Consider the following 26,942-nt stretch of genomic DNA (forward strand, 5'->3'; position numbering starts at 1 on the left):
CCACCTCTTGGATTCATTATACAGCAAAAAAATCTTAAAGCTAAATTGCAGGATTTTCGTATATGCGTTCACTCAAGAAAAGATTAACAAGTTCAGGGTCGAACTGCTTTCCAGATTCTTCTTTTAATTCTATAAGTGCCTGCTCAATAGATTTTGCAGCTCTATAAGGACGTTCACTTGTCATGGCATCAAAAGCATCTGCCAGATGGATAATTCTACTAACCAAAGGTATACTTTCACCCTTTATCTTACGAGGATAACCATTACCGTCCCATCTTTCATGATGTGCAAGCACAAGATCCGCTACATCTGCCTGCTGGCTTACAGAGGCCAGTATTCTATATCCTGTTTCTGCATGTCTTTTAATCAGACTCCACTCTCTGTCACTTAAAGTATCCTTCTTGTTGAGAATCTCAAAAGGTATAGCTATTTTACCTATATCATGATAAAGGCTGGCTTTTTTAATTTTTTCTATTCGTCTATCCGACCAGCCTAAGCTTCTGGCTATTTGTACACATAATCTACTTGTATTTTCACCATGTTTACCTTCATACGGCATATTACTCATTATCCCTATTATTGTTTGTAAAACTTTAAGTCTCATCGCAGGACTTTCAACAAGTTTATGCTGATACATCCACTCTTCCGCTTCCTGTATAAGCTCTCGAACTGAAATTCCCATTTCCTTCCTTGTTGACCAGCCCATAGAAAAAGAAAGTTCAAAAGGACCGAGCTTTACTTTTGAAGCAGCTTTGTGCAATCTGTCTACAACAGTCTCAACATCTTTTGCCTGAGTCTGGGGCAAAAGAAAAACAAACTCGTCTCCACCTATTCTGCAGACTATATCATCTGCTCTACTGCATTCAGCTATAGTTTGTCCGGCAAAATGAAGTAATTGATCACCCAAAGAATGTCCAAAAGCATCATTTACCAATTTCAAACCATTGACATCTATCATTATTACTGAAAGAGGCAAATTTCTTGCATTGTCAAGTCTATGCAGTGAGTGGTTAAAATAATGTCTATTATAAAGTCCCGTAAGCTGATCATGAAAACTAAGGTAGGCAACCCTTTCCTGATTGCTTCTTTCCTCAGTAACATCCTTTGAAGAGCTTACAATATATTCTTCTTTGTCCATACATACAGGATTCAAGCTGATCTGGAAAACCTTATTACCATTTGGAACTTCAGCTTCCAGCTCATAAGTAATAGGAACCTGAGCCAAAGTACAATCATCAAGACGGCGAATCATCTCTGCCGCTTTATCTGGAGAAAATATTGAATCAGGACCTTTATTGATAAGAGAATTATGTTTAATACCTGTCATCAATTCAAAAGCCTCATTGACTCTCACATAAATATATTTTTGATCGTCTTGTCTTCTCAATAAAGCTAAAGAATCCTGTGTGCTATTAAAGATTATTTCATTCTCAGCCATCAAACGTCTAATTTCATTTTCCCTGTTACGTCTGATTAAAAGCTGACTTAGTTGACGTGCATAAATTCTTACAGCATAATGCTGATCAAATTTTTTGCCTACAGGCATAAGCAATGTGAAATTGCCAATAACGGTACTTTCGTCCATTAACCTGACCAGTACAACTTCACCTACGTCTAAATTTTTTTCCAGTGCCATCATATCTTTTGTTTTTACAGGAATAGCAACAAGCCTGCTAATCGACTCAAAAACACTGACTATCGAATATACAGAACCATCTGACTCGCTGCGATCCTGTAAAATTTTTTTCTCGGGCAATTTATCATCTATGTTCCATTTATAACCTACAAGGTTTGGTATTTTGAGAATTTGAGCAATTTTTTTCTCTTGAACATCATCCCCGGCAATAGCTACCGTAGTCTGCCAAGAAGGTTCTTTCTGATCGACCAGATTCATTGCCACATAAGCAGCCTCAGAAATTTCCTTCATATAAAATACAAGACGCTGATAATTTATTTTATCAAAAGAAAGCTTGATAAAATCTTCAGATATCATTACCAGAAGCTCCAAGGCTCTTTGCTTTTTTTGTTCTCTATTATTGTTGTTATTTCCCAAAAAAACTTACCGCCTTTTATTATTACTTAATAAGCACAATCAAACCCATAAAAGCTACCAAGGTCAAAATTATATGAATTGAAATTGTATTGAGAACCATTTGCTTATCAGTCTCCTTCTTACCTGCCATGTATATAGGTATAACAAAAGGTGGTGGCAGTAAAAACAAAGTATAAAGAGCAATTTCATACGAAGAATCAAGATCCAGAAGATTACTGATAATAGTTTTATTTATCACAAAAGCAATTATCAAAAGTATAGTGATTCTACTTAGTGCAGTCAATAAAGGCTCTTTTATACGCCTGATATCAACTCTTAATTCAAAACCAATGGCAAGACATATCAAGGGCATAGTAAGTCCACCAATAAGATTAAGGGTTTCAACAATAGCTTCTGCTCCGGCATTTCCCTGCATCATAACAGATAAACCAATCAAACCAGCAGCAATACCTAAAATAATAGAAATAATTACAGGAGACTTAATAAATGAAAAAATTAACTGCTTAAAATTTGTGTTTTCACCGTTAGTTCTTTTTAGTACGCTAACTAGAATAAAAAAGACAAAAGTGACTTGACCAATGTCCATAATAGCCAGCTTATACATTTCAGCAGCTCCGTAAACAGCAACGAAAATAGAATACCCCATCATTCCTGTTTCAAAACCACTATAAAGAGACGGCCAATAAGCATTGTTAATGCCAAGAGGTTTTCTTAAAAAAGATGTTATTAAAAGCAAAATAGCACAAGAGAAAAACACAGCAATTACAATCAGAAGATATCTTGCTTCAAAAGCGGTATTAGCAAAAGCCGAAAAAAGCAATGCCGGCAATGTTAAATTAACGACAAGTTTTTTAATATCATCTATTGTTTCTTGTTTTACAACCTTAAACCTTCGCAAAAAATGCCCCAGCAATATCAATAATATTACCGGCAGCACCTTTGAAATTATTATAATAGCTTCGCTCATACAAATAATACCCTTTACCTGGCAAATTCTTTTTTATCACATATTCAAGCGCTTAATAATACAGCCAAAACAAACCAAAAATAATTATATATCCGCATTCCCAATTATGGTAATGCCTAAGGAGTCTCTGTCATTCATCAAATCGATATTATAAGGTTCAACTGCTTTGCCGTGCTCACGTATTATCCTTACAACCGGTCTAAGACATGAGCCTTGATGATTTTTTAAAACAATGCCTGTCGTATCATTGCTTAAGTTGACAGTAGTACCTGGAGAATATGGCGATATTCTATCTAAGAAAGCTTTTAAGACATTCATATCAAAAGCAGAATCTGCACCTGCCATGATAAACTCAATAGCTTCCGAAGGCGGTAATGCAGGTCTATAAGGACGGTCAGAAGTTAAAGCATCAAACACATCGGCAATTGCAATAATTCTGCCAAATTTAGAGATTTCGGTTCCAGCCTTACCCTGTGGATACCCTGATCCATCATGGCGCTCATGGTGGTCAAGAATCGCATCAAGTGTTGTATCATTGAATGCATACTTATCCTTAAGGTATGAAAAACCTCTCTCGGAATGGCTCTTCATTAAATCAAATTCATAATCATTCAAACGACCAGGTTTATTAAGAATCTCCTTAGGAATAAAAACTTTACCAATATCATGCATCATAGCAGAAACACCAAGTGTATGCAGCAAATTACGATTCATATTCATTGCTGTTCCAACCAGAACCGAAAGAACCCCTACATTAACCGAATGATAATATGTGTAGTCATCAAAAATCTTTAAATCCAAAAGATTAACATTCAGACCCTTGTTAGATAAAACAGCACTTAGGATCTCATCTACCAGAACATGGATTGTATCAAGTTTATCTACTGCATTTGGACGTTTACCTGCAACGCCTTGATGAAGTTCTTTAATTGCTCTTACAGAGTTTGCTCTCAAAGTATCCGATATGATATCGTCTATTAAAATATCTCTTGAGTACTGATCATCTATATATATACCTGAAAAACCCAGTTCCTTTATTTTTTCAATATAAGCCTCTTGTATAACAGCTCCTCGATTTAAAAGAAGCTCGCCATTTCTACCGGCAATACGCTTGCCGCAAATCATGCCCTGCTTTAAACAGTTAGTCGGAACATATCTCACAAATATTTCTCTCCTCGTTTTTCCGCAAACATCTTGAGAGTAAAATATCATGCCTAATAAACGTGCAGCGGATTTAAACTACAGCAGACTCTGAGGCATAATTTCAAACTTCAAAGCCCACTGAAATAATATTCTAACACGTTAATTCGCAAATAAACAATACGTATATGCTACGAAAATACCAGAAAAGATGGAGAAAAATTAAGATTTAATTGCAGTTTTCATTTATATTACATTTTCGCTCTTGATTTATCTCATTTTAGACAAATTAAACACTGCAGTAAGCTCATCGGCTACTCTATAAAACCTTGTTGCCTTTACCAATAGATTTCACCAGCATAGTACCATCTATAGGATCAAAAACTACTGTACGTCCATAATTGGCACCTGTATCTTCTGCCACCAATCTAATCTTAAGCCTGCTCAATTCTTTTTTAACTGTCTCTACATTACGATCACCTATGCTCACACCACTCGTTGCAAACATATTGGCTCCCCCTGCTATTTTAGCCGTAAGCCGGTAGCGGATACAACCTAATTGTTCCATCGTTTCCACCATTACAGAAATGGCACGATCAGCAAATTTAAAATTATCGGCGTCTGTACTATCACGAAAAGCTTCCGGCAATAAAATATGAGATAAACCGGCAACCTTTGCCGAACTGTCATATAAACAAATGCCCACACAAGAACCTAGAGCATATGTTACTAAAGTATCTGGCGGGACAGCAGTACTCTGATCTGAAATCCCTACAATTATCATCTGACCCATTCTACGCAACTCCCAGGCTTTCTAACATAGTCTTTAATGATTTTATTTCCGGCATAATAAGCAGATGACTTCGAATGGTATCCTCACTGCTGATAAAATCTTCCTCTATCAACAAAAGCTTGTCTCCCATGCTGCCAAATTGTGCAGCAGGATAACTCAGGATTGCACCAACCATGTCGATCGCTATTTGCGGTGTGGTTAATTCTATATCCAGATTAGTCATGGTAGCAATAGCATTTACATAAGAACCTGCTAATATATTACCGATTTCCATAATCGCAGATCTTCCCAGCTCAGAGATTTCTGAAAAGTCATTAATTTTTTCATCCAGCAAAACCTCTATTAATTTGCAGACAAATTTTTTCTCCAATAAAAAAAGCATCATACCTTCAACATCTTTTGCCATGTTTACAAGAATACCTACAACCTGATTCTCAGGACCTCCCAGCAAACCTGACATTTTGCTGACATCCATAATCCTCAGATCAGGGACCGACATATTCACTCTGTCGGCAAGGATATGAGAAAGCGCAGTTGCGGCATTACCTGCTCCAACATTGCCTATTTCAGATAACACGCTTAATTCAAAATCATTAATCTGATCATAATGTTCCATATATCCCACCTCCTGAAATAGAATTTTATCATAAATAGGTCAGTATCAAAAGATATTTTGTCTGTCTTTCGCCATTTATTCTTCAATATTACCAATATTATTGCATCAATACTTAAAAGCTTATTTATTATTAAGATTTTCAAAACTTTTCTAATCTGTTATGATAATCATTGTTTTGTAATTCTTATCAGACAAAAAGGAGTTATTTTACTTTGGATATTGTTAGCTGGAATGTAAATGGAATTAGAGCAGCAGCACGTAAAGGGTTGATAGAATATATGCTTGAAAGGCAGGCAGATGTTTACTGTTTTCAGGAAATTAAAGCTTACCCCGGTCAATTACCCCCAAAGCTTTTGGAAATAGATTCCTATAAAGCTTATTTCTGTCCTGCCCAAAGAAAAGGCTATAGCGGTACTGCAATTTATAGCAGAATAGCACCAAAAATGATCCGTCTTGGTCTTGGAAGAACAGATTTCGATCTGGAAGGCCGCATGATAGCCCTTGATTTCGGTAGTTTTGTGCTGTATAACGGCTATTATCCAAACGGTTCAGCCCGCGATGAAAGACTAAAATACAAATTAGAGTTTTATGATCATTTCCTGAACAAGCTCCAACAGGAACTAAGGCATGGTAAGGAAATTATTTTATGCGGTGACTTCAACACCGCTCACACAGAAATTGATTTAGCAAGACCGGAAGAAAACAGAAAAAACTCTGGTTTTTTACCAGAAGAAAGAGCTTGGCTGGATGAGCTTATAAATGCAGGCTTCACCGATGCCTTCAGGTTATTTAACAAAGAAGGCGGTAATTACACTTGGTGGGACATGAAAACAAGAGCCCGGGCAAGAAATGTCGGCTGGCGTATAGACTACTTTTTTGTTAGCAGCGGTCTAGAAAATAAAATTATTTCAGCTGAAATAGAGCCAGAAATTGAAGGATCAGATCATTGTCCAATAAATCTCAAAATATGAACAAAGGTCATTTATAACCAGGCAGCTTACCGCGTTCTATTTCTTTTAGGAGATCTGCAGCGTGATCTGCCGGCTTTACCTTCCTATAAATTCTGATCAGCTTACCTTCTTCATCATACACAAAAGTACTTCTTTCAACCCCCATATATGATTTGCCAAACATTCTCTTACTAACCCAGACATTATATAATTCGCATAATTTCCTATCCTTGTCCGATAAAAGAGTAAAATCAAGATTGAATTTGTTTTTGAAATTTGTATGACTATCTGGACTGTCCGGACTTACCCCTACTATTCTGTAACCATACTTTTCAAAAAATTCTCTTTTATACTCAAAAGCAACCGCCTGATTTGTACAACCAGGAGAACTATCTTTAGGATAAAAATATAAAATAAGCTTTTTGCCTTGTGATATTTCAGAAATCGAAACCTGACTTCCCTGATCATCAGCCAAATAAATATCCGGTAATTTATCTCCTATTTGCATCATAAAACACCTCAGCTTTATTAACCCCTCTTGTAAAATCATTGCAGAACACCTGGTTCATGAATATTCACACAATGAGATATTAACAAAGCTAAGACTATATTGCTGTAACAGCTGACGCAAAAATCAATTGCTATTTTTTCTTTCTAAAGCAGCATTAACAAAACCGGCAAAAAGAGGATGCGGCCTGTTGGGTCGGGACTTGAATTCCGGATGGAACTGGCAGGACACAAACCAGGGATGTTCCGGCAATTCTATCATTTCGACAATTCTATTATCAGGCGAAGTACCACTTATTATCATACCGGCAGCAGTTAAAGAGTCACGATAATCGTTATTTACTTCATAACGATGACGATGACGCTCATAAATCAGATTTTCACCATATGCCTGATAAGCCTTGGAATTGTCTTTCAATGCACAGGGATATTGTCCAAGTCTCATTGTACCGCCAAGCAGCTCAACATTTTTTTGTTCCGGCATCAAATCAATAACAGGATACCTGGTACCTGAATCTATTTCTGCACTGTTAGCATCTTTATAACCAAGAACATTTCTGGCAAATTCAATAATAGCAATCTGCATACCAAGACAAATCCCCAGATAGGGAATTTTATTTTTTCTGGCATAAGCAGCAGCAATTATTTTACCTTCTATCCCCCTGGTACCAAATCCTCCAGGCACAAGAATACCGTCAACATCACCAAAAAAACCAGAAGCGTTATTATCATTTACTTCATCAGAATCCACCCATTTTATTTCAACTTCTGACCTTGTATTAATGCCACCATGAGTTAATGCCTCTACCACACTTAAATAAGCATCTCTTAATGCAGCATATTTGCCAACAAGAGCAATTGTAACTTTATTGTGTGGATTCTCCAGTGCCTCTACCATATTATGCCAGTCTTCCATTTCCGGAACAGCAGCCTTAAAACCAAATCTGCGGCAAACGATCTCTGCCAGACCTTCCTTCTCCATAGCTAAAGGAACTGCATAAAGTAAAGGCAAATCAAGATTTTCTATTACACAATCCTGTGGCACATTGCAGAATAAAGCAATTTTGGCTTTCAGCTCTTCACTAATGCCAATTTCTGATCTACATACAATAATATCCGGTTGAATGCCCAAACTTAGCAGATCTTTTACAGAATGCTGTGTAGGCTTGGTTTTTTGCTCTTGAGAGGCTGCCAGGTATGGTACTAAAGTAACATGAATAAACAGGCAGTTGTCTCTGCCTACATCGCTGGCAAATTGTCTGGTTGCCTCAATTATAGGAAGACCTTCTATATCACCAATAGTTCCTCCTATTTCTATAAGCGCAACATCATATCCTGTTTTACCTTTTTGTATACGATCTTTTATTTCATTGGTAATATGCGGGATAACCTGAACAGTTCCCCCCTGATAATCACCCTTACGCTCTTTTTGAATAACAGACCAATATATTCTTCCGGAAGTCACATTACTGTTTTGCGACAAACTTTCATCAATAAAGCGTTCATAATGTCCCAGATCCAGATCCGTTTCGGCTCCGTCATCAGTTACAAATACTTCTCCATGCTGATAGGGATTCATAGTGCCAGGATCAACATTTAAATAAGGGTCAAACTTCTGCATAGTGACTCTAATGCCTCTGGCTTTAAGTAATCTACCTAATGAAGCAGCAGTTATTCCTTTTCCCAAACCAGAAACAACCCCACCTGTCACAAAGATGTATTTCATATAATCCTCCGATATTTATAGATTTTCATGAAATGCTAATCCACCTTGATTAACGCATTTATAAAGACAAAATGCCATGAAGAAAAAACAAGTATATCATTCATTTTTTATTTGTTAACGGATAAGATTATACATGTTTCAAGTGCAATATGCAATTGAAAAACAACAATCCTGCATGTGTTAAAAAGTGAATGATTAGGATAAAATATTTGTTAATATAGAAACAAATTATTTGACTATATATACCGATCAGATACCATAAATTGGAGGTTTATTATGAAATTTGATTTAATCATCAATTCCCTTTTCGAATTACAAGATTCTGACTACAAAAAATTTACTCAGAAGCTGATTCCTGGTATAGACAAAGATCTGATAATAGGAGTTCGTGTTCCCGCACTAAAAAAACTTGCCAAAGAATTGTATAGAAGCAATCGTGAATTGTGTCTGGATTATCTGGAAAATTTACCACATAGATATATTGAAGAAAATAATCTGCATGCTTTTCTGATCGAAAATCTTTCTGAATATGAGCTTACATTAAAAATGACAGAAAAGTTTTTGCCTTTCATAGACAACTGGGCAACCTGTGATCTTTTCTCCCCACGTGTTTTCAAAAAACATCCAGAAGAGATGTACCAAAAAATTCTTATTTGGCTAAAATCAAAGAAGACCTATACTGTACGTTATGCAATAGGCTTGTTGCTTTCCAATTATCTGGACAAAGAATTTAAATCGACAATATTAAGACTTGTGGCAGATGTGGATTCGCAAGAGTATTATATACGCATGATGATAGCCTGGTTTTTCAGCACGGCACTTGTAAAACAATATGACACTACAATTCTGTATATAGAAAACAAAAGTTTGGAGCCGTGGACACATAATAAAGCCATTCAAAAATCGATTGAAAGTCGAAGAATAAGCGAAGAGCGCAAAAATTATCTGCGGAGCTTGAAAATAAAAACTCATAAATAATATTTTCAGACTTCAATTATCATGCTTTATTTTGTAAACTGCTTTTCTCGCTTGTTCGGTCAATTCTGCTGGAACGACAAAATTAAAAGTGCCGGTGTTACTGCGGTATGCTCCAATCACCTGGTAACTGCCGCTTATCATCCCGGCTGTCATATTGTTATCAGTAATAATCTCCTGAAATTTTATATCAATGAGTTTCGTACCAAATCCTGTCCAGGCATGGAATTCTCCTGCGGTATAAACACCATGCTCCGCCAGAACAACAAGTCTACTGCCATGCTTTAACTTTTGCAGACGGTAAGCAGTAGTTATTACGGCAGCCAGGGAAGAAAAAATTGCAATACCTAACATAATAAGTAAAAAGACAACTTTTTCTTCCACCAAAAACATACCGGCAATAGCTATGAAGACACAAAAAAACAAAATAGTAATTAATGCGATGAAATTCATCCCTTTAATTTCTGACGCAGTTTTATCGGCACTCAAATTATAGGAATTTCTATCTGCCACAAATGATAAAAGTGGAAAGCCCATTGCTTTTTTATACTTTTGTTCTTGTCCGGCATATACAATTAAAATAATAACCGATAAGATAAGCACAAAAGCACCCATTACAACAAGTCCATATCCATCCATGTCATTCAATCTTTTAAGACAATGGTTACCAAACAAAACCACCAATAGACCAAAGATAGCCAACAGTCCTGAAAACAAGTAGACTTTTTTATAAAGCAAGGGCAGTTTTCCCATATACTATTCCCCTGTAATTCTGATATTTTAGCTTATTCACCCATCATTCCCACTCTATGGTAGAAGTAGGTTTAGGCGTTAAATCATATAACACTCTGTTTACACCTGTAACTTCATTTGTAATGCGACTTGTAATAGACTGCAGCACTGCCCATGGAAGTTCAGGCACCTCTGCGGTCATTGCATCTATGGTATTAACAGCCCGTACAATAACAGGCCACTCAAAACTTCTTTTGCCGTCTTTTACTCCAGTAGAACAAAAATCTGGAACAACAGCAAAAAACTGCCAGATATTTTTTGCCAGATCATTTTTTTCGAGTTCCTCATGCAAAATCGCATCAGATTCTCTGACGGCTTCTAAACGATCTCTTGTAATTGCACCAAGACAACGCACTCCCAGACCAGGACCTGGAAAAGGCTGACGATGAACCATGCTATCAGGCAAACCGAGCGCGGAACCTACAGCTCTAACTTCATCTTTGAACAACATTTTGACAGGTTCTACCAATTCAAACTTCAAATCCTCCGGCAAACCTCCGACATTATGATGGCTTTTAACTGCTTTTACAGTTTTTGTACCGCTTTCTATAATATCAGGATAAATTGTGCCTTGTCCAAGATAATCTATACCTTTAAGCTTTCTAGCTTCTTCTTCGAAAACTCGAACAAATTCCTCGCCTATTATCATCCTTTTTTGTTCAGGATCATTTATATTTGTAAGTTTATCAAGGAAGCGGTCAACCGCATCAACGTAAATCAGATTAACACCGAGCTCTTGTCCAAAAATCTTAATTACCTGTTCTGACTCACCTTTACGCATAAGTCCATGATTGACATGAACGCAAGTCAAACGGTCCCCGATGGCTTTAACCAGAAGTGCTGCAACCACCGAACTGTCTACACCACCAGATAAAGCAAGCAGAACTTTGCCATCTCCTACCTGTTTGCGTATAAGATCAATCTGATCCGAAATAAAATTCTCAGTATTCCAGTTAGTTTGAGCAGAACATGTTTTGAAAATAAAATCGGAGATTTCTTTTTGCCTTTCTCCGCTATCTTCCGACCATGCTTTAGCACCATTATGATCTACCTGTAAAATAGGTAATTCACTATTATATACAGCTTCCGAAGCATCTATACTAATCCCCTCAACAACTCTGTTCAAGCCGCCATTTAGAATAATACCGCGAATATTCGGCAGTGCAGAAATTTCCTGCTCTGTAATATCATGCGGATGAATCTCACTATAGACACCCATTGCACGTATCTCACGTGCTAATCTGGCATTTTCATCACTCCCCAGATCCAGTATTAGTATCATGTCTTGTTTCATTTCACTTGTCCCCCATATAACTTATATAAAATGACTATTTTTCAATTCCTACAATGAATTAATTAATTGTAGGAATTAATAACTACTTTCCAAGTCCTTGATTTTTTTGTAATAGGCTTCGTTTACAGGAACAGGAACATTATGTCTTGATGCTATTTCAATGACAGTTCCGGCAAACAAATCTACTTCAGACAACCTTTTGGCCAAGGCATCTTGCCGCATCGAAGGATAGCCGTCAGGATTTAATGTGTATAAAATTTTAATATACCTATCATAATCGCTTTTGGTAAGCGAAACACCTTCCTTCTGTGCAATAGCAATTACTTCGTACATTGCCGCAGACATAGTTTCAAATATTTCCTTATTTTTCAAGACTCCCTCATAAGTTGTATCGTAAACCATACAGGTTTGATTAACACCAACATTAAGCAAGAATTTTGCCCATAAAGCGTGTTGAATGTCCTCTTCTACAGTATAAGGGATCTGGACTGCGTCGAATAATTGAACAACTGACTGCAGCGCCTCTTGCTGCTGTGGTTTAGCAGTTCCAATCTGTAGTTTTCCTTGCTTGGTATAATGCAGTCTATTATCTTCACGCATAGCATCCATACCTATAGCTACGCAGGGTACCAGATTTTTATCTCCATAACGCTCTGCAATTATTTTTTCACTACTAATGCCATTAAGTAAGGAAACAATTACCGTATGACTGCCCACAATACTCTCAATTATATCAAGAGCAGAAGTAAGGCCATTGTACTTTGTGGCAATTATAATCAAATCTGCTTTTTCAGCATCTTTATAATCCTTTGTAACAAAGGTTTGCTCTTTCCCGTTTATATAAAAACTCTTGTTTTTGTTTTTTTGGAATCTATCTGCATCCATGATATAGCAGAAATTTTCTCTTCCCAGATACCCTTGAAGAAGCTCTCCATACATTAATCCCAGAGCTCCCATTCCTACAACAGCAACTTTTTGAATAATCACAACAACTCTCCTGTGTATATTAATAAAACTTTTATTTCAAATCCAGCCCTTATCTCGCCAGTACTGATTATCTGCGGACAAAGTTTTTTCTTTTTTGGCAAGGTTTTTATGTAGATTTCTACTGATAAACCAAATTAATCTTACCTTCAAGCTTTTTCGAACGCGAAAAGAACTTATATATTTCCTTGCCAGTTGATTTATTTTTTTTTCAAACTTTAATCTCCTTTTTTCGGATATTTCTTCCCAAACAACTCCTTCCATAAGACCAATCCCTCTCATTTTAACATGAGATACTCCCAGCCAGTTAAGGCTGGTTTTAATATCTTTTTGTGCAGAACCATTTGGAGCACCAATACTATTGCTTATGATAACAGCTTTTTTGTCCAGCATAGCCTCATCAGGCCTATGGACTGTCCAATGGCAGCAAAAATGATCAAGCAAAGCTTTTACCTGCCCGGGAACTCTCAGAGCATAAACAGGAGTTGCAAAAACTATAAGATCAGCTTCAATTATCGCATTCCAAATTGGCATTGTTTTTTTAGAATGGGGACATTTTAATTCGCTGATAAGGAAACAATTTTTGCACCCGCAACAAAATTCCGGCATATCCTTAGGAAGATAAAATTCAGTAATTTCATTTCCTGTTCGCAGATTATCCAGAAAGATATTCTTTATTCGGTATGTAACACCCTTGATTTCTGTTCCCGTAATGACTGTAATTTTCATATGTTTTCCTTCCGTGCCGGTAGTTTGCCAAAACAATATCGTTTTTTCGTAACAACATTCGCAAAATACTCTCCAGGAAACATTATACACGGATTACAGATTTCTTTACCAGTAGAATCACTTAAGCGATTCTGCTATTTTCAGCAGTTCTTTTTTTTCTACGGTTCCCGAAATGGTAAAGCCGTATGAGTCACTACTGAAAATTATAGTATTATACCCTTTATTTTCATAATATATTGCTTCAAGTTCATTGACAAAAATCTTCTCAATTATTGTATTTTCAGTATCAATTCCCAAATGGGTATTCCCTAGAATATACTGATCATAGGTAATAATTGAGTCTTCCTCATTTTTGTATTCGCAATAATACGACAAGATAAGCTCCTCTTTATATACCATGCTATATCCTTCCGGTATATACTCAGGCACAATAATCTCTGCCAATATCGGCGTGCTATCTTCCGGAATTTCTTCTTTGTTAAAAATAACAGATGTAAATTTATCATAAGTTTCAACTATAAATTTAACAAATGGTTCTCTTAGTGCTTTCACACTAAACACGGTAGTTGTCATCATTAAAAGTATAATTAATACTAGACAGGCAATTTTTTTGCCAACCGAATTAATCAAAAAATAATAGGATCTTCGCTGATCCCTGATTAACTTATTCATTTTGCGCTCAAATTTTTCGGAAAAAACTACTTTCTGCAATTTTTCCTCACTAGGGAGCGTGGCCAAATATCTTTCTTGTTGAAGACGCAAAGCTTCTTTAAGATTTTTTCTGCCCAATTCTGAATAATTCATACACTTAATTCTCAACCTTCAAAATGTCTGCAATAATTTTCCTGGCACGTTCCAAACGCTTTCTGACCGCACTATTGCTTACATCTAAAAGATCGCCAATCTCCTTATCGCTATAATCGTGTAGATATTTCAAAAGCATGACTTCTCTGTAAATATCAGGAAGTTCATTGATTACCGAAACGATAATCTCAAGATCAAGGTTCGCAAAATCAGGAGCGTCAGTAACCAGACTATCTGCATACTCGTCAAAACTTTCTGCATACTCTTTTTTTCTTTTGCGATACATGTCTTTTGAAACACTCTCAATAACTATAACGATGAAACTCTTGGTTTTGTGACAAAAAATATCACCAAATTTATTTATATATTTTGTCAGCTTTATAAAAGCATTATGAACAGCATCCTCAGCAAGATATTCATCGCGTAAAATCCCTTGAGCAATATACTTCATCAATTTACGATAAGCATAGTATAGTTGCTCAAATTTTTCCTTATCTTCCTGAGACTCTATTAGACTAAGGTATATACTTAACATAATTCACCTATTATATCTGAGTGATAATAAACAGGTAATATTGTAGCACTTTTTACACGAAATCGCTCAGTTAATAGACAATTAAATTAGCTTTGTTGGTTATATATATTTTAAATCAAAAAAAGCAACTTTTTTTAATTGCGCAGGCACTGGAATGTGTTAGTATTAAAGAAAAATCCAAAAATAATTTGATTAAAATTTGGTCATTGAAGAATAGAATACATTTGCAGGTATTTATTAACTTGCACAGGAGCATGATGTGATTAAAATCATTTTAAGCATATATATTTTTGCCAGTGTTATTTTACTGTCTATCATGTTTGTCTACTCTTATGCAAGAGGCAAGTCAGCTTTTGGCAGAGCTTTTGGTTTGCTTGCTTTAACCGCAGACATATACATGCTAGGGTATCTTTTAGAAATAAATGTTGAATCATTAAGCGACCGAATGTTTTGGAACCAGATTCAGTATTTCGGCATTCCTTTTTTCCCTGTTTTTTGGTTATTAGTCTGCTTGCTTTTTACCGGTCGTCTCCAAAAAGCCTGGGGATCTATAACGGCTGCAATATTTGCAATTCCTGTAATAACATTTTTTTTACGATTAACCAATTCTATGCATGGTTTATATTACTCTGGAGTTGGACTGAAACAAGTTGGCGATATTACCTTCGTAGTTTTAGACAAAGGCCCTTGGTATTATGTCCAAATGACCTATATTTTAGTTGTTCTTATTATGTGCACAGCATTCTATCATCGTAAACTTATAAAAAGCAGCAATTTGGAAAAAAAACAGTTTAGATTGCTTTTTATAGTATCGCTCATACCTTTTATTTCGCTTTTATTAATCGTAATTGATCCTGGCAAACAGGGAATAGATTATACTGCTCTCGTTTTGCCTCCATGTGCCCTGCTCATTAATTATGCTCTTTCACGTTATAATTTTTTGGAGTTAAAATTATTGGCAAGGGAAAAAGTTTTTGAAGAAAGCTCAAAAGGCTTAATTCTCATGGATAAACAGAATACTATCAAAGACTTTAATGAAGCCAGCGTTCGATTTTTTTCTTGGTTTAATATAAAACTTGACTATAAAGATTTAAATACGATTTTAGCCAGTCGAAAAGATATACTACAGAGTGTTTATGCCAAGGAGCAAAGTATATATACCGTAAAAGTGGAGGACGAAAATCATTTTATAGCGTTTTCCTCAAAAAACATCGGTAAAAGCAATGAAATTGCAGGCATTTTATTATCTATAGAGGATGTAACTGTAAGAGAAAATTTGACAATGCAATTAAAGCAAATGGCTCAAACAGATGGCCTAACAGGAATAAATAATCGCCGTAGCTTTGTTGAAGAGTCTGAAAAAGCAATCGAACGGGCAATACGTTATGATGAGTCAATTTCTTTGCTAATGATGGATATCGATCATTTCAAAATAATCAATGACACTTATGGTCATACCTGCGGAGATAGTGTTTTAACGGCTATTGCCCAGCTTATTAGATCTACCTTGCGTTCAACTGATATCTTCGGCCGAGTTGGCGGTGAAGAGTTTGCTGTGCTTATGATAAATACAGATATTAATGAGGCTTTTTCCAAAGCAGAACAACTACGTCATCTGGTTGAGAAGCTGAAAGTAGATTGGTCAGGCAATGAAATCAATTTAACCATCAGCATTGGGGTGGCAGGATTTTCAAAACACACGCAAACTTTGGATCAACTGGTAATCTGTGCAGATGCCGCCATGTACAAAGCCAAGGATAAAGGTAGAAATCAAACAGTGGTCTATGGAAAGTATTGATTTTCCCTAATCATTAGCTAATGGTATAATTGATTTGATTGCACTTTTTTGCAATCGAAACCATATCCGCTAAAAGGAGGAAAAGCTTAATGGAAGACTTTGACAAAAATGTCAAACCGAAAATCCCTGCAGCTCCGGCAGGCTTAATAAAGAAAATTGTAATCGCTGTCATTGTAGTTGCAATTCTTGCTATTGGGTCTACTATGTTTTATACAGTCGAAGAGCAGGAACATGCTGCCATTTTAACATTTGGCAAATTAACAAATGAACAAGTGGATGCCGGATTATATTTCAAGGCTCCCTACCCAATCCAAAGAATAGTTAAAGTACCAGCCAAATTAACTCAGAAAATTGAAATAGGTTTTCGTACATCGAGTGATGGAACCGTCATTTCTGTAGAAGACGAAGCACTTATGATCACAGGTGATGAAAATATTGTGCATGCTGATGCTATCGTAGAATGGCGCATTAGTAATGTGAAAGATTATCTTTACAATATTTCAAATGGCGAAGAGTTTTTGCAAAATGCCACTACGGCGGCAATTAGAAGCGTTATCGGGTCTGCTAACCTTGACTTTGCCATAACAGATGGTAAAACAGAAATCGAAGCAAGAGCAACTGAACAATTACTGGAACTGCAAGATCGTTATCAGTCAGGAATTCATATTATTGCTCTGCGTTTCCAAGATATTGAACCACCCAGTGGCGAAGTGCAGGCAGCATTTAAGGATGTAACAAATGCTAGAGAAGAGCAAAACACAAAAGTAAATGAAGCTCGCCGTTACGAAAATGAAAGAATTCCTGTTGCCCGAGGCGAGGCACAGGCACTGCTCGAAGCAGCAGAAGCCACAAAAGAAGAAAGAATATTCGCCGCCACAGGTGATGTTGCAAAATTTAATGCTATTTACGAAGAGTATCAAAATAATCCAAACATTACAGAATATCGATTAGTAGTCGAAACACTTGAACAGATCTACCCCAATGCCAAAATCATTATAACGAATGAAGATGGCAACACGGTTCAGTACCTCCCATTAAATGAATTACTTAACCGTAATACACAGGGAGGTGTCACAGAATGAAAAAGAAAAGCAATAAACTTTTGACAATTGCAGCTTTTGTAGTTTTGTTAATTATTCTTATGCTAAATTCGATATTTGTTGTCAGAGAAGGTGAATTCCGCGTTATTCTACGCTTCGGAGAAGCCGTTCGCATTTATGACGAACCTGGCCTGCAGCTTAAAATACCGTTTATTGAATCCAACACATCCTTGCCAAAATATCAGATGATATACGATAGTGCGGCAACTCCTATACTAACTTTGGATCAAAAGCCGATTATTGTAGATAACTATACTGTTTGGAGAATCAACAATGCCCAGCAATTTTTAAGGACATTACAGACAATCAGCTCTGCTGAACAAAGGCTTGATGCCGCAGTTTATAACGCTGTTCGCAGACGTTTATCAGCTACAGAATATGGTGATATAATCAGCGCTGAGACTGCAAGAGGCAATTTAAATGATGAAATCCAACGTGAAGTTATGCTTGCCATGGAAGGCGGTAATACAGGAATACAAATTATCGATGTCCGCATCAAAAGAACCGACCTTCCTGAAGAAAATAAAGATAGTGTTTATAACCGTATGATTTCAGATCGTAGATCTATAGCTGCAAGTTATCTTTCACAAGGTGACGAGGAAGCCCGTCGTATTACATCTGCCGCTGATCGTACTGCTAATATTATCATTTCCGAAGCAGATGCACAGGCTAAGCAAATTATGGCTGAGGGGGAACAGGAAGCAGCCCGTATCTATAACCAAGCCTACGGAGCAAACCCTGAATTTTACAAATTATATCGCACACTCGAAAGTTATAAGAAATCATTTAACGGAGAACCCGTCATCATGTTGCCGATAGATTCTCCTTATGCCCAATTGCTGATGGGATTAAATGAACAAAGCCAGACAAGTACCCAGACCCCTGACCCTGAAGTGCCTGAAACAGATGAGTAGTCTGCCAATTCAATAAGAGCAAACAGTTAAATTTAAGGACTGTTAACAATCAGTAATTTGATTCCTCCAAAGTAGAAGTTCTAAGGAAATTTAGATAATCTATTTTGGAGGTTTTTCTATCTCAAAAACGGTTATTACGTATATTTCTCTGATACTGTTTAGGTGTAACTCCTATATAGGCCTGACAAGGAAAAGCCGATACTCCATGCTTAATGATTTCTTTTCTTTGATCATTTAAAGGAATTACAGTAACTGTTGATAACATATCTGTCTACCTTCCTTGTCTCTCATTCATCGCAAATCTACCAAACGAATTATGTCGCAATAATTATATTTAATGTCGCATATTAAGAAGACCTAACGCATTCTATTCGTTATAATTATACTTGTGATTAATAAGTATAATCAAACAAAAAGGAGAAATTATGCAATACAATCATATCGTTTTTGATCTAGATGGAACACTTATAGACACCGAAAATGCTGTTTTGAAAACCTGGCAATACACACTTGAAACATATGGTTTAAAGTATTCTATTGAAAAATTGAAAATAGTGTTAGGAATTACAACGCTTAATGCTCTTGAACTGCTTGATGCCTCGGTAGATCAGAATTTTGAAAATAAGTGGATGCAGTGTTATAGCAAATTTTCAGATCAGACCACTTTCTTTCAAGGCACAGAAAATATGCTGCTTTCTATGAAAGCAAGCGGATTGCATCTTGGAGTTGTTACTTCCCGAAAAAAATTGGAGTTAGAAAACTATTTTCGCAAATTCAATCTTGAAAATATATTTAATCTAGTTGTTTGTGCAGACGATACGCTAAATCACAAACCAAATCCTGAACCTCTTCTTTATTATGCAAAAGAATCCGGCGCAAACCCTGATAAATGCCTTTATATTGGTGATATGCCAACAGATATTCAATGTGCAAATGCGGCTGGTTTTGCTTCTGGATTTATGAACTGGAACCAGTCATCTGTTTTGGTTCCTGATGCAGACTATACTTTTTCTTCGCCTGAGGAACTATTAAAATTTTGCGATCGATAGAATAAGTCAGCGATTTATTTTCCAGCTTCTTACAACTTTTTAAATGATTAAAACGGCTGCAGTTTCTCGAACTTGCAGCCGTTCAATAGTTGCTATTCTACAATTCTCCATGTTTCCATCAGGGCAGATTCAACAATTCTCTCACAAATAACCAGTTCTCTTGCACCTGCTTCAAAGGTCGGAAAGTCAATCGAACCGCAGCCACCGTCTAGTATATATCTGTATATCTTCTTGAAAAGCTGCTTGGATGTATCTGCAAACCCTTCATTGTGTCCGCCCGGATAGCTGATTATGTTTCTGGCTTCCTCCAGCATCAATGACGGATCTTTCATGAGCAACTGATTGGCGCCGTCTCTGTTGCCAATCCAAAGCTCATTACAGCGCTCAGAGTTAAAGACCATCGATTTTTTACTGCCATATATTTCTAAAAACAGCCTGTTTTTTCGCCCTGCCGCCACCTGATTTACCGTAAGGCTTCCATGTGCCTTTCCATCAAAATTAATCAACACTGTCGCATAATCCTCAGTGTTAATATCAATATCCGCATAGTCCTCTGGTTTGAGCATTTTCCCTGAATACGTCTCTACCGGTTTCAGTGGTTTTTTTCTGACAGGGTGAAACGTCGCAAAATCTGCACATACTTTCTTGGTTTTTAATCCAGTGACAAACTCCACCAAATCAAACCAGTGAGATCCTATATCGGCGATTGCACGGCTTTCTCCGCTGTACTTAGGTTCGAGGCGCCAGTTATAATCGGTCTGATAGAATAGCCAGTCCTGTTGATAGGAACCATTAACCGCAAAAATTTCGCCCAGTTCACCGCTTTCAATCATTGCTTTTGCCTGATGCATAATCGGATAAAATCTGAGATTAAAGTGAACAGAATTGGTAAGACCTTTTGCCCGCGCAAGTTGGATCAGTGTCTGTGCCTCTTCGCTTTTCATCGCTAAAGGCTTCTCACAGACAACATGCTTACCTGCTTCCATAGCTTCTTTTGACATTTGGTAATGCAGGTGATTCGGCGTACAAATATGAACAACGTCAATATTCTCGTCGGCCAGCAGCATACGATAATCTCCGTACGCTTTGGGAATATCTAGTTCTTTTGCTTTTGCCACTGCTGTTTTATCATCCACATCCGCAAGTGCAATCACATCGGCCAACCCAGTACGTTTAACAGCCTCTATATGTACAGGCCCGATAAACCCAGTTCCAATAACTCCAATTTTTAATTTTCCCATCAAAACATCCTCCGTTTTAATCATTTTGCAAAAGCCAAACCAACGTTACCAATTCCTATCAATGCAGCCTCTTGAACATTATACAACTGGATCTCCATACCATTTGAATGTTCTGATATATTTTTCTTCACCATTTCCTGAAATCCTTTTAGTCCATAAAAGGTTGCACCTTCAACAATGACGCATATCGGGGTTTCAATCGGTTGATATATTTTTTTTGAAATAGCGAGTATTTTTATACTTACTAGCGCGGCCGCTCTTTCTATCAGGCATTTTGCAAAAAAGAAAAGCATATCCCTATCGTTCTCACTTGAATAAATCTGGCTGTATATCCCGCTTGTACGGTCTTCAAAAAACGAACTTAAATCCTTTGTTCCTAGCGTACTGTGCTTTTGAAGTTTTTCACAAAACCCCTTAGAAAACAGATGACTATCACAGGCCTTCTGTATCAAATAAAAGAACAATTTTCCCAAATACTCGCCGGAAACCATCTTTTCCAAAACAGCTGTATTCGGCATACTGGTGGTAGCATCGAATTCCTGATCTATTATACTGATCGTTGAGGGCACATAGCTGCCTGACTCAACATTGATAAACATAGTCTTAGTTGCTGCATCATCTATCTTTTTTATGTTTTCTGCCTTTTCAATATAGCAAGCATTTACCCCGGTTCCCATCACAACTCCAAAGTAATTCTGAAAAGCGTCTTCAAGCTGCAGCATCGCCCCTGCAACACCAACCGTATCATTGATTAATATTACCTTGACATCTTCACCAGTTCTTTGTTTGATTGCCTTCCTCAGACTGCTTGCCAGTGGTTTTCCGCTGATATCGGTTATCTCAATTTCTTTTGACAAGTCTGAAACACTACCATCCATATCATTGTTATGGTTGATCTGATGAGCAAATGAAAAGCATATGGTTTTGCTGTAACATAAATAAGGTTCAATATTATCCACCAGATTATCGATAAACGCATAGAAGCTTACCGGCTCGTCTTTTCCCAATATAGGCGCTTTTTTAATCTTGATGATTTTTGTTTTAAGGCCTGTAAGCTCTAATAACGCGACTCGAAGATTGGTTCCGCCTACATCAACAGCAATCGCCTTGCCCCCTTTTTCTGGATGCAGCCTGCCCTCGATATAAGTCGGCACCATAGGCAAACCTTTATCCGAGATAAGTCCCAGTTCCATTTGACTGATGAACCGTTTAATTTCTTTTTCAAAATCGAAGTCTTTGTACTCCAAACCGTTTTCTTCAAGAAAACGTAGTGCTCGATCCAAAATATCGCCCAATTTTCAAGCTCCCCTTTAACTTTATTGCAATTTTGTGTCAGAATGATTGTCACTTATTGCTCGCCATTAAAGCGTCGCACCGCCTTTGCAAGAGCAGCAATGTTTTCGGCGGGCACTTCCGCCGTTATATTGTGAATCGTATTGAACACAAAACCGCCGTCTTTGGCAAAAATGTCACAGCATTCAAGTGCCTCCGCTTCGACTTCCTTGGGTGTACCGAATGGAAGTGTTCTTTGAGTATTAATACCGCCACCCCAGAAAACGATATCACTGCCAAACTTTTTTTTCAGATGATGCCTATCCATGTTATGTGCACTCCATTGAACCGGATTTAATATGTCGAATCCCGCTTCAATCAGGCAGGGAATCAGTGGCTCTATTGATCCGCAAGAATGCTTAAATGTCTTCCAAGTAGTGTTTTTATGAATCCACTTGTTTATACGCTTGTAGTGCGGCATATACAACGCTTCGAAAGTTTCAGCGGAACAAAATGGTGCGTTTTGCGTTCCAAAATCATTTCCGCAAATATACGCAACCTGAACGCTTTGTCCGACAATATCCCATACCTTTTGCAGGTTTTCAATCGCTACATCGATCTGATATGTAAAAACTTGATGTAGAAAATCTTGCTGTGTAATCGTGGCCATATACCACTCGGAAACATCCCTTATTCCTTTTGGTTTTTTTAATGACATTGCTGGAACCAGACCAATGTCGCCAATTCCGGTGCCACCGAAATTACCTACAACCGCATTCGAGCAGTCAGCCTTCTTTTCCACTTCTTTTCTCAAATAATGAAGCGTTCTCTCATCAATATGTGCAAACTCCTCGGTATTATCTTCGACTTTGAGATTGTCTTCGTCAAAATTTGTATCTCTGATACACGCATCAAAGAAATATCCGCCTTTTGCAATTGCTGCTGACGGCTCATAGTTTTTATCTCCTTGCGCATATACACGTATAACCCCTTCAGTTTCATCAACAACAAAGTCTTCACTGACCAAAACAATCTGCCCCCATGGTGTTTTCCATTCTTTGAATTCTTCATTAAAATTGCCAAACAGAGTGTTGGGGTTCCACAGCAGATCAGTATCAATACCCATCGCTTCTTTCAAATCATCTTCTACTAAACCCAACATTTGAAAAGGTTCAATAACCGTTACTGGTTTTTTCTCCAACCCGTAATACTCTCTTAAAGCTTCCAGCGGCTTTACATGGATACCACTTGTGGGCGAAGACCCTATGTCCAACGGCACTTTGCCGGCCTTGTGATTGATTGCATCAATCACCCTTTGTTTTGAACTCATTGCAGTACCTCACAGTCTTTAAGTTGCTTTTGCCTGAATTCTAGAAAGTTCCTTTTTTCAACTTCTCGTCAATAAATCTTTTTGCTCTTGGGATATCTCCCGCATCAAGATGTTCAATAATCAGCGGCATATTTGAATGGTCCTTTGACAGACGCTCAAAATAAAGATCATAGTTCAGCACACCAAGACCTGCCGCAGGAAGCTCCACAGCACCACTTCCTCTGAATGTTTTATCTTCTTTTGCGTCTATAGTGGAATGTTTCTCTTCGGCGGATTGAGCCCTCTTACAGTCCTTCGCATGTGCAATTTTCATAAAAGGCGAAAGTTCGTCAAAAATCCTGTTGAGTTCACTATCTACATTGTCGATGTTACTATCGCAAAAATAGTTGGTCGGGTCGCAGACCAGTCCCATATTCTTTGCATTCACATCTTTGAATAGTTGTCTTACCTGTTCAACGCTTCCTATCACATTGTTAACATAGTTTTCGATAATAAATTCAGCGCCCCAGTCAGCAGCATAGTCTGTCAGCTCTCTTATAATTTCGCACGTTTGCTGATAGACCTTGTCAGTTGCGTTATCATCATGCCATACCCAGTCACTTTCTGCGTTATATGTGCCTGTTTCGCTGGCCACGTATGAAGTTCCCAGTGCTCTGGCAAATCTAAACATTGTTTTAATATACGCAATGTTTGCTTTTCGCTTGTCTGGATCAGGATGAATAAAGTTTGTATATGCAGAGAGAGCAACTATGGGCAAATTTGCATCTCTGAACGCATCGCTGACTCTTTTGCATTTATCTAATGTTACCTCATCTCTGACAACATCGAAGTCTTTAAAAGACAGGTCAAGCTGAACACATGAAAAACCATCTTGCTTAATCTTCTTAATCGTATCGTTAAGTGTATTGTTATAATATCCTGTAAATATACCTACCTGTAACATCACAAACCTCCTAGCCCAAAACATCTTTGAGATACACCACTTTTTCAAATTCGATTGATTTATAACAAGCATCCACACAAGCAATGGTTTTTATGTTGTCCTCCGCAGAAATATCTGGCTCACCATTGGTTTCAATTGCGTTTAACAAACCCGCCATTGTTCCGGCAAAAGCGTCAGGAAACCATACCGTATCCCACTTTGGCTCAATCCATTGATTGGGAAACTGACTGCATGTCATCTTAAAAGTACTAGGGCTGCGTTCAGGATAAAGCGGCCAACCGATTGTACCTGTCGCTATTCCTTCCATACCCTCGACGCGCCACTTTATATACATATCTTTTTCACATTTTTCATTGGGGTATGCCCAAACATCATCAAGGCTTGTAGCCATCAGACCACTTTCATACTGGAATGTATATTGCGTGATTCCATCGCAGTGAGGAAAATTGCTTCTCGGATCAGTTCTGCAAACGCATGTGATTTTTTGGGGATCCCCAAAAAGATACCGAAATATATCTATATGGTGTATGCCCATACCAAATATTTCCAGTTTATCATACGCTTTTAAAAATTCTTGCCAATGCGGAATCGCCCTCATTTCAATCGTTGCTAGGACAATATCACCAAGATAACCACTATCTATGACATATTTTAGTGCTCGCATAGACTGGTCATATCGCATATTGGAATTTACAGCCACTTTTTTGCCCGCTTGTTTACAAAACTGCATAATATCCTTTGCTTCTTCTAGACTCATCGCAATCGGTTTTTGACATAATATTCCTTTTATGTGCGGATACTTGCAGGCTTCCTTTACTATTTGTTTTTGCAGATGCGGAGGATATGCAATATCCAGAACATCAATCTGCTTATCACAGAGCATTTCCTGCCATGTATCATAGACTTTTCCCACACCTCTTGCCCTAGCCACCTCTTCGGCTTTTTTTTTCGTTCGGGATGCGATAGCATATGGACTAAAGCCGACATTTTTGTATGCTACGAGATGACAGTCACTCATGATAAATCCTGCACCAACACAGCCAATCTTGTAGTCTCTTTTGTATGGAAGTGATGGAAGTGTCGCTGCTTCAATTTCCTTGATTAATCCAGCTAAATTGGTCATTTAATTATCCTCCTATCCTCCAAATTGCACAAATTAACAAAGAACACTAACAATATGAGATATTCAGCGTTTACCCTACAGCTTTTATAAAAACGATTACGAACCACTTATATACTATTCGTTGTCGTAAAACCTCTTGTTTTTTTTATCTCTTTGCTTTGTTGACGAAACTTTGATGGGGAAACCCCAAAATACTTTTCAAAAGTTTTTGTATAGTGACTCGAGTCAATAAAGCCCCAATCGGTGGCAATTTTTTTAATGTGTTCATTTGTATCAGCTAACTCAATTGCAGACTGCTTGATACGGTGACCAAGGGCAAATTTTGCGAATGTTACACCTGTCACTTTTTTAAACAACCTCGAAAAATGACTCGTACTCATCATTGATCTTCTGGCAGCTTCACCTACTGTGACCATACCATGTGTACTGAATATGAGGTTTACCACTTGTCTAATCACATCATGTTCTACAATATCACCGGAATGTTGGTGCAGTTTTCCATACAAATCCATATTACTTTCAACCATATACAACAGTATCTTCGTCAGAATGTTGGCTTTCCATGCTAACGATATCTCTGATCTGTGCTTCACAACTTTCTTGAGCTCATTACACGCATCAAGTATGGGTTGCCTGTATTTTTCATCGATACTAGGGATGGAGCTGCTGTCCTGTGAGAATATTTTTATCCAGTTAAACCCCATAGGTAAAATTTTGCCAATACTTTCTGGAGACAATATAAAGACAACCATTTCACTGGGGATTTCCTCCAGTTCAAATCCGTGCGGTTCCCATATACCAGTTACCCAAACCTCACCCGGCAACAAAGTCTTTTGCTTACCCTTATACTTCCTCGTCACTGTACCTTTCACTACAATTCCGACTTCGTATTCGTAGTGAATATCGTAAAAATTTTCGCTTTTGTCAGAATAAAAGTCATTGATAACTAGAATAGGCTCGGTAGGTGATACATTAAAATTTTTCTTATGAAATTTGTTTGCATCAAATTGATTATCACTCATAGTCACACTATTCCCAATAACATTTTTTTACAAGATTTGTTTCATTGTGTATTGTTTCAAATATTTGTTTTTAGTATATCTCAATATAATAATTAATCAAATGTGTTTCAATCTAAAAAGTTGCAATTTACAATTTTTTTTTTGAAAAATTGTACTTTCAGAATTCATTCAATATAATTTTTTGGTCACTATAACTTATTGCCTGATTGTTGAATTTTGCGCCTGTTTTTTATCTTTGTGTATTTGTGTTTCTTTTTTGTATATATGCCTATAATTTCTGGTTAA

Annotated in this window: 26 protein-coding genes; 6 read left to right on the forward strand and 20 right to left on the reverse strand. The window is 37.3% G+C overall.

Annotation, left to right across the window (positions count from 1 at the left end):
• Nucleotides 1–40: 40 nt before the first annotated feature.
• The 5 genes from AC0KSB_RS04355 to AC0KSB_RS04375 form a co-directional block, all read right to left on the reverse strand.
• On the reverse strand, nt 41–2,053 hold the full coding sequence (locus AC0KSB_RS04355) for an HD domain-containing phosphohydrolase (protein WP_472306993.1): 2,013 nt from the start codon (nt 2,051–2,053) through the stop codon (nt 41–43).
• A gap of 22 nt (nt 2,054–2,075) precedes the next feature.
• Nucleotides 2,076–3,020, reverse strand: coding sequence for an AEC family transporter (locus AC0KSB_RS04360; protein ID WP_472306994.1), 945 nt, complete (start codon nt 3,018–3,020; stop codon nt 2,076–2,078).
• Between the two features lie 84 nt (nt 3,021–3,104).
• On the reverse strand, nt 3,105–4,181 hold the full coding sequence (locus AC0KSB_RS04365) for an HD-GYP domain-containing protein (protein ID WP_472306995.1): 1,077 nt from the start codon (nt 4,179–4,181) through the stop codon (nt 3,105–3,107).
• A gap of 298 nt (nt 4,182–4,479) precedes the next feature.
• Entirely contained in the window at nt 4,480–4,953 is a 474-nt protein-coding gene (locus AC0KSB_RS04370; RefSeq protein ID WP_472306996.1) for a chemotaxis protein CheD, read from the reverse strand.
• A gap of 1 nt (nt 4,954) precedes the next feature.
• A complete protein-coding gene (locus AC0KSB_RS04375; RefSeq protein ID WP_472306997.1) occupies nt 4,955–5,569 on the reverse strand; it encodes a chemotaxis protein CheC in 615 nt (204 codons plus the stop codon).
• A 212-nt stretch (nt 5,570–5,781) separates the two neighbouring features.
• Between AC0KSB_RS04375 and AC0KSB_RS04380 the strand changes: the two genes are divergently transcribed.
• Complete coding sequence (locus AC0KSB_RS04380) at nt 5,782–6,540, forward strand: exodeoxyribonuclease III (protein ID WP_472306998.1); 759 nt, start codon at nt 5,782–5,784, stop codon at nt 6,538–6,540.
• A gap of 7 nt (nt 6,541–6,547) precedes the next feature.
• Here AC0KSB_RS04380 and AC0KSB_RS04385 read toward each other — a convergent pair whose 3' ends face one another.
• Nucleotides 6,548–7,030 (reverse strand): peroxiredoxin, encoded by a 483-nt coding sequence (locus AC0KSB_RS04385; RefSeq protein WP_472306999.1) that lies wholly within the window; start codon nt 7,028–7,030, stop codon nt 6,548–6,550.
• Nucleotides 7,031–7,153: 123 nt separating this feature from the next.
• Complete coding sequence (locus AC0KSB_RS04390) at nt 7,154–8,752, reverse strand: CTP synthase (protein ID WP_472307000.1); 1,599 nt, start codon at nt 8,750–8,752, stop codon at nt 7,154–7,156.
• A gap of 276 nt (nt 8,753–9,028) precedes the next feature.
• Here AC0KSB_RS04390 and AC0KSB_RS04395 point away from each other — a divergent pair, with 276 nt between their 5' ends.
• Nucleotides 9,029–9,730, forward strand: coding sequence for a DNA alkylation repair protein (locus AC0KSB_RS04395; protein ID WP_472307001.1), 702 nt, complete (start codon nt 9,029–9,031; stop codon nt 9,728–9,730).
• Nucleotides 9,731–9,742: 12 nt separating this feature from the next.
• On the opposite strand, the gene AC0KSB_RS04400 is transcribed toward AC0KSB_RS04395, so the two are convergent.
• From AC0KSB_RS04400 to AC0KSB_RS04425, 6 genes are all read right to left on the reverse strand, one after another.
• Nucleotides 9,743–10,480, reverse strand: coding sequence for a hypothetical protein (locus tag AC0KSB_RS04400; protein WP_472307002.1), 738 nt, complete (start codon nt 10,478–10,480; stop codon nt 9,743–9,745).
• A 43-nt stretch (nt 10,481–10,523) separates the two neighbouring features.
• Nucleotides 10,524–11,813 carry a glutamine-hydrolyzing GMP synthase gene (gene guaA, locus AC0KSB_RS04405; protein WP_472307003.1) on the reverse strand — a complete coding sequence of 430 codons (1,290 nt, stop codon included), beginning with the start codon at nt 11,811–11,813 and terminating at the stop codon, nt 10,524–10,526.
• Nucleotides 11,814–11,888: 75 nt separating this feature from the next.
• Nucleotides 11,889–12,800: a ketopantoate reductase family protein gene (locus AC0KSB_RS04410; protein WP_472307004.1), complete on the reverse strand. Its 912-nt coding sequence runs from the start codon at nt 12,798–12,800 to the stop codon at nt 11,889–11,891.
• 36 nt (nt 12,801–12,836) lie between these two features.
• Nucleotides 12,837–13,526 carry a flavodoxin family protein gene (locus tag AC0KSB_RS04415; RefSeq protein ID WP_472307005.1) on the reverse strand — a complete coding sequence of 230 codons (690 nt, stop codon included), beginning with the start codon at nt 13,524–13,526 and terminating at the stop codon, nt 12,837–12,839.
• Between the two features lie 117 nt (nt 13,527–13,643).
• Nucleotides 13,644–14,330 (reverse strand): DUF4367 domain-containing protein, encoded by a 687-nt coding sequence (locus AC0KSB_RS04420; RefSeq protein ID WP_472307006.1) that lies wholly within the window; start codon nt 14,328–14,330, stop codon nt 13,644–13,646.
• 4 nt (nt 14,331–14,334) lie between these two features.
• A complete protein-coding gene (locus tag AC0KSB_RS04425) occupies nt 14,335–14,865 on the reverse strand; it encodes an RNA polymerase sigma factor (protein WP_472307007.1) in 531 nt (176 codons plus the stop codon).
• 259 nt (nt 14,866–15,124) lie between these two features.
• Between AC0KSB_RS04425 and AC0KSB_RS04430 the strand changes: the two genes are divergently transcribed.
• From AC0KSB_RS04430 to hflC, 3 genes are all read left to right on the forward strand, one after another.
• On the forward strand, nt 15,125–16,663 hold the full coding sequence (locus tag AC0KSB_RS04430; protein ID WP_472307008.1) for a histidine kinase N-terminal 7TM domain-containing diguanylate cyclase: 1,539 nt from the start codon (nt 15,125–15,127) through the stop codon (nt 16,661–16,663).
• Nucleotides 16,664–16,752: 89 nt separating this feature from the next.
• Nucleotides 16,753–17,745: an FtsH protease activity modulator HflK gene (gene hflK, locus AC0KSB_RS04435; protein WP_472307009.1), complete on the forward strand. Its 993-nt coding sequence runs from the start codon at nt 16,753–16,755 to the stop codon at nt 17,743–17,745.
• A complete protein-coding gene (hflC, locus tag AC0KSB_RS04440) occupies nt 17,742–18,677 on the forward strand; it encodes a protease modulator HflC (protein ID WP_472307010.1) in 936 nt (311 codons plus the stop codon). The genes hflK and hflC overlap by 4 nt, the downstream gene beginning before the upstream one ends.
• Nucleotides 18,678–18,798: 121 nt before the next feature.
• Here the strand turns inward: hflC and AC0KSB_RS04445 are convergent, their stop codons facing one another.
• Nucleotides 18,799–18,942, reverse strand: coding sequence for a hypothetical protein (locus AC0KSB_RS04445; RefSeq protein WP_472307011.1), 144 nt, complete (start codon nt 18,940–18,942; stop codon nt 18,799–18,801).
• Between the two features lie 160 nt (nt 18,943–19,102).
• Between AC0KSB_RS04445 and AC0KSB_RS04450 the strand changes: the two genes are divergently transcribed.
• A complete protein-coding gene (locus tag AC0KSB_RS04450; protein WP_472307012.1) occupies nt 19,103–19,726 on the forward strand; it encodes an HAD family hydrolase in 624 nt (207 codons plus the stop codon).
• Nucleotides 19,727–19,818: 92 nt separating this feature from the next.
• On the opposite strand, the gene AC0KSB_RS04455 is transcribed toward AC0KSB_RS04450, so the two are convergent.
• The 6 genes from AC0KSB_RS04455 to AC0KSB_RS04480 all read right to left on the reverse strand — a co-directional run bounded on the left by AC0KSB_RS04455 (nt 19,819) and on the right by AC0KSB_RS04480 (nt 26,657).
• Nucleotides 19,819–20,967 (reverse strand): Gfo/Idh/MocA family protein, encoded by a 1,149-nt coding sequence (locus tag AC0KSB_RS04455; RefSeq protein ID WP_472307013.1) that lies wholly within the window; start codon nt 20,965–20,967, stop codon nt 19,819–19,821.
• Between the two features lie 20 nt (nt 20,968–20,987).
• Nucleotides 20,988–22,262, reverse strand: coding sequence for a hexokinase family protein (locus AC0KSB_RS04460; RefSeq protein WP_472307014.1), 1,275 nt, complete (start codon nt 22,260–22,262; stop codon nt 20,988–20,990).
• A gap of 53 nt (nt 22,263–22,315) precedes the next feature.
• Nucleotides 22,316–23,569 (reverse strand): uroporphyrinogen decarboxylase family protein, encoded by a 1,254-nt coding sequence (locus AC0KSB_RS04465; protein ID WP_472307015.1) that lies wholly within the window; start codon nt 23,567–23,569, stop codon nt 22,316–22,318.
• 40 nt (nt 23,570–23,609) lie between these two features.
• Complete coding sequence (locus AC0KSB_RS04470; protein ID WP_472307016.1) at nt 23,610–24,512, reverse strand: sugar phosphate isomerase/epimerase family protein; 903 nt, start codon at nt 24,510–24,512, stop codon at nt 23,610–23,612.
• Between the two features lie 10 nt (nt 24,513–24,522).
• Nucleotides 24,523–25,635, reverse strand: a complete 1,113-nt coding sequence (locus AC0KSB_RS04475; RefSeq protein WP_472307017.1) for a Gfo/Idh/MocA family protein — start codon at nt 25,633–25,635, stop codon at nt 24,523–24,525.
• Nucleotides 25,636–25,742: 107 nt separating this feature from the next.
• On the reverse strand, nt 25,743–26,657 hold the full coding sequence (locus AC0KSB_RS04480) for a helix-turn-helix domain-containing protein (RefSeq protein WP_472307018.1): 915 nt from the start codon (nt 26,655–26,657) through the stop codon (nt 25,743–25,745).
• Between the last annotated feature and the right edge of the window lie 285 nt (nt 26,658–26,942).

The organism is Ercella succinigenes (assembly GCF_900002895.1).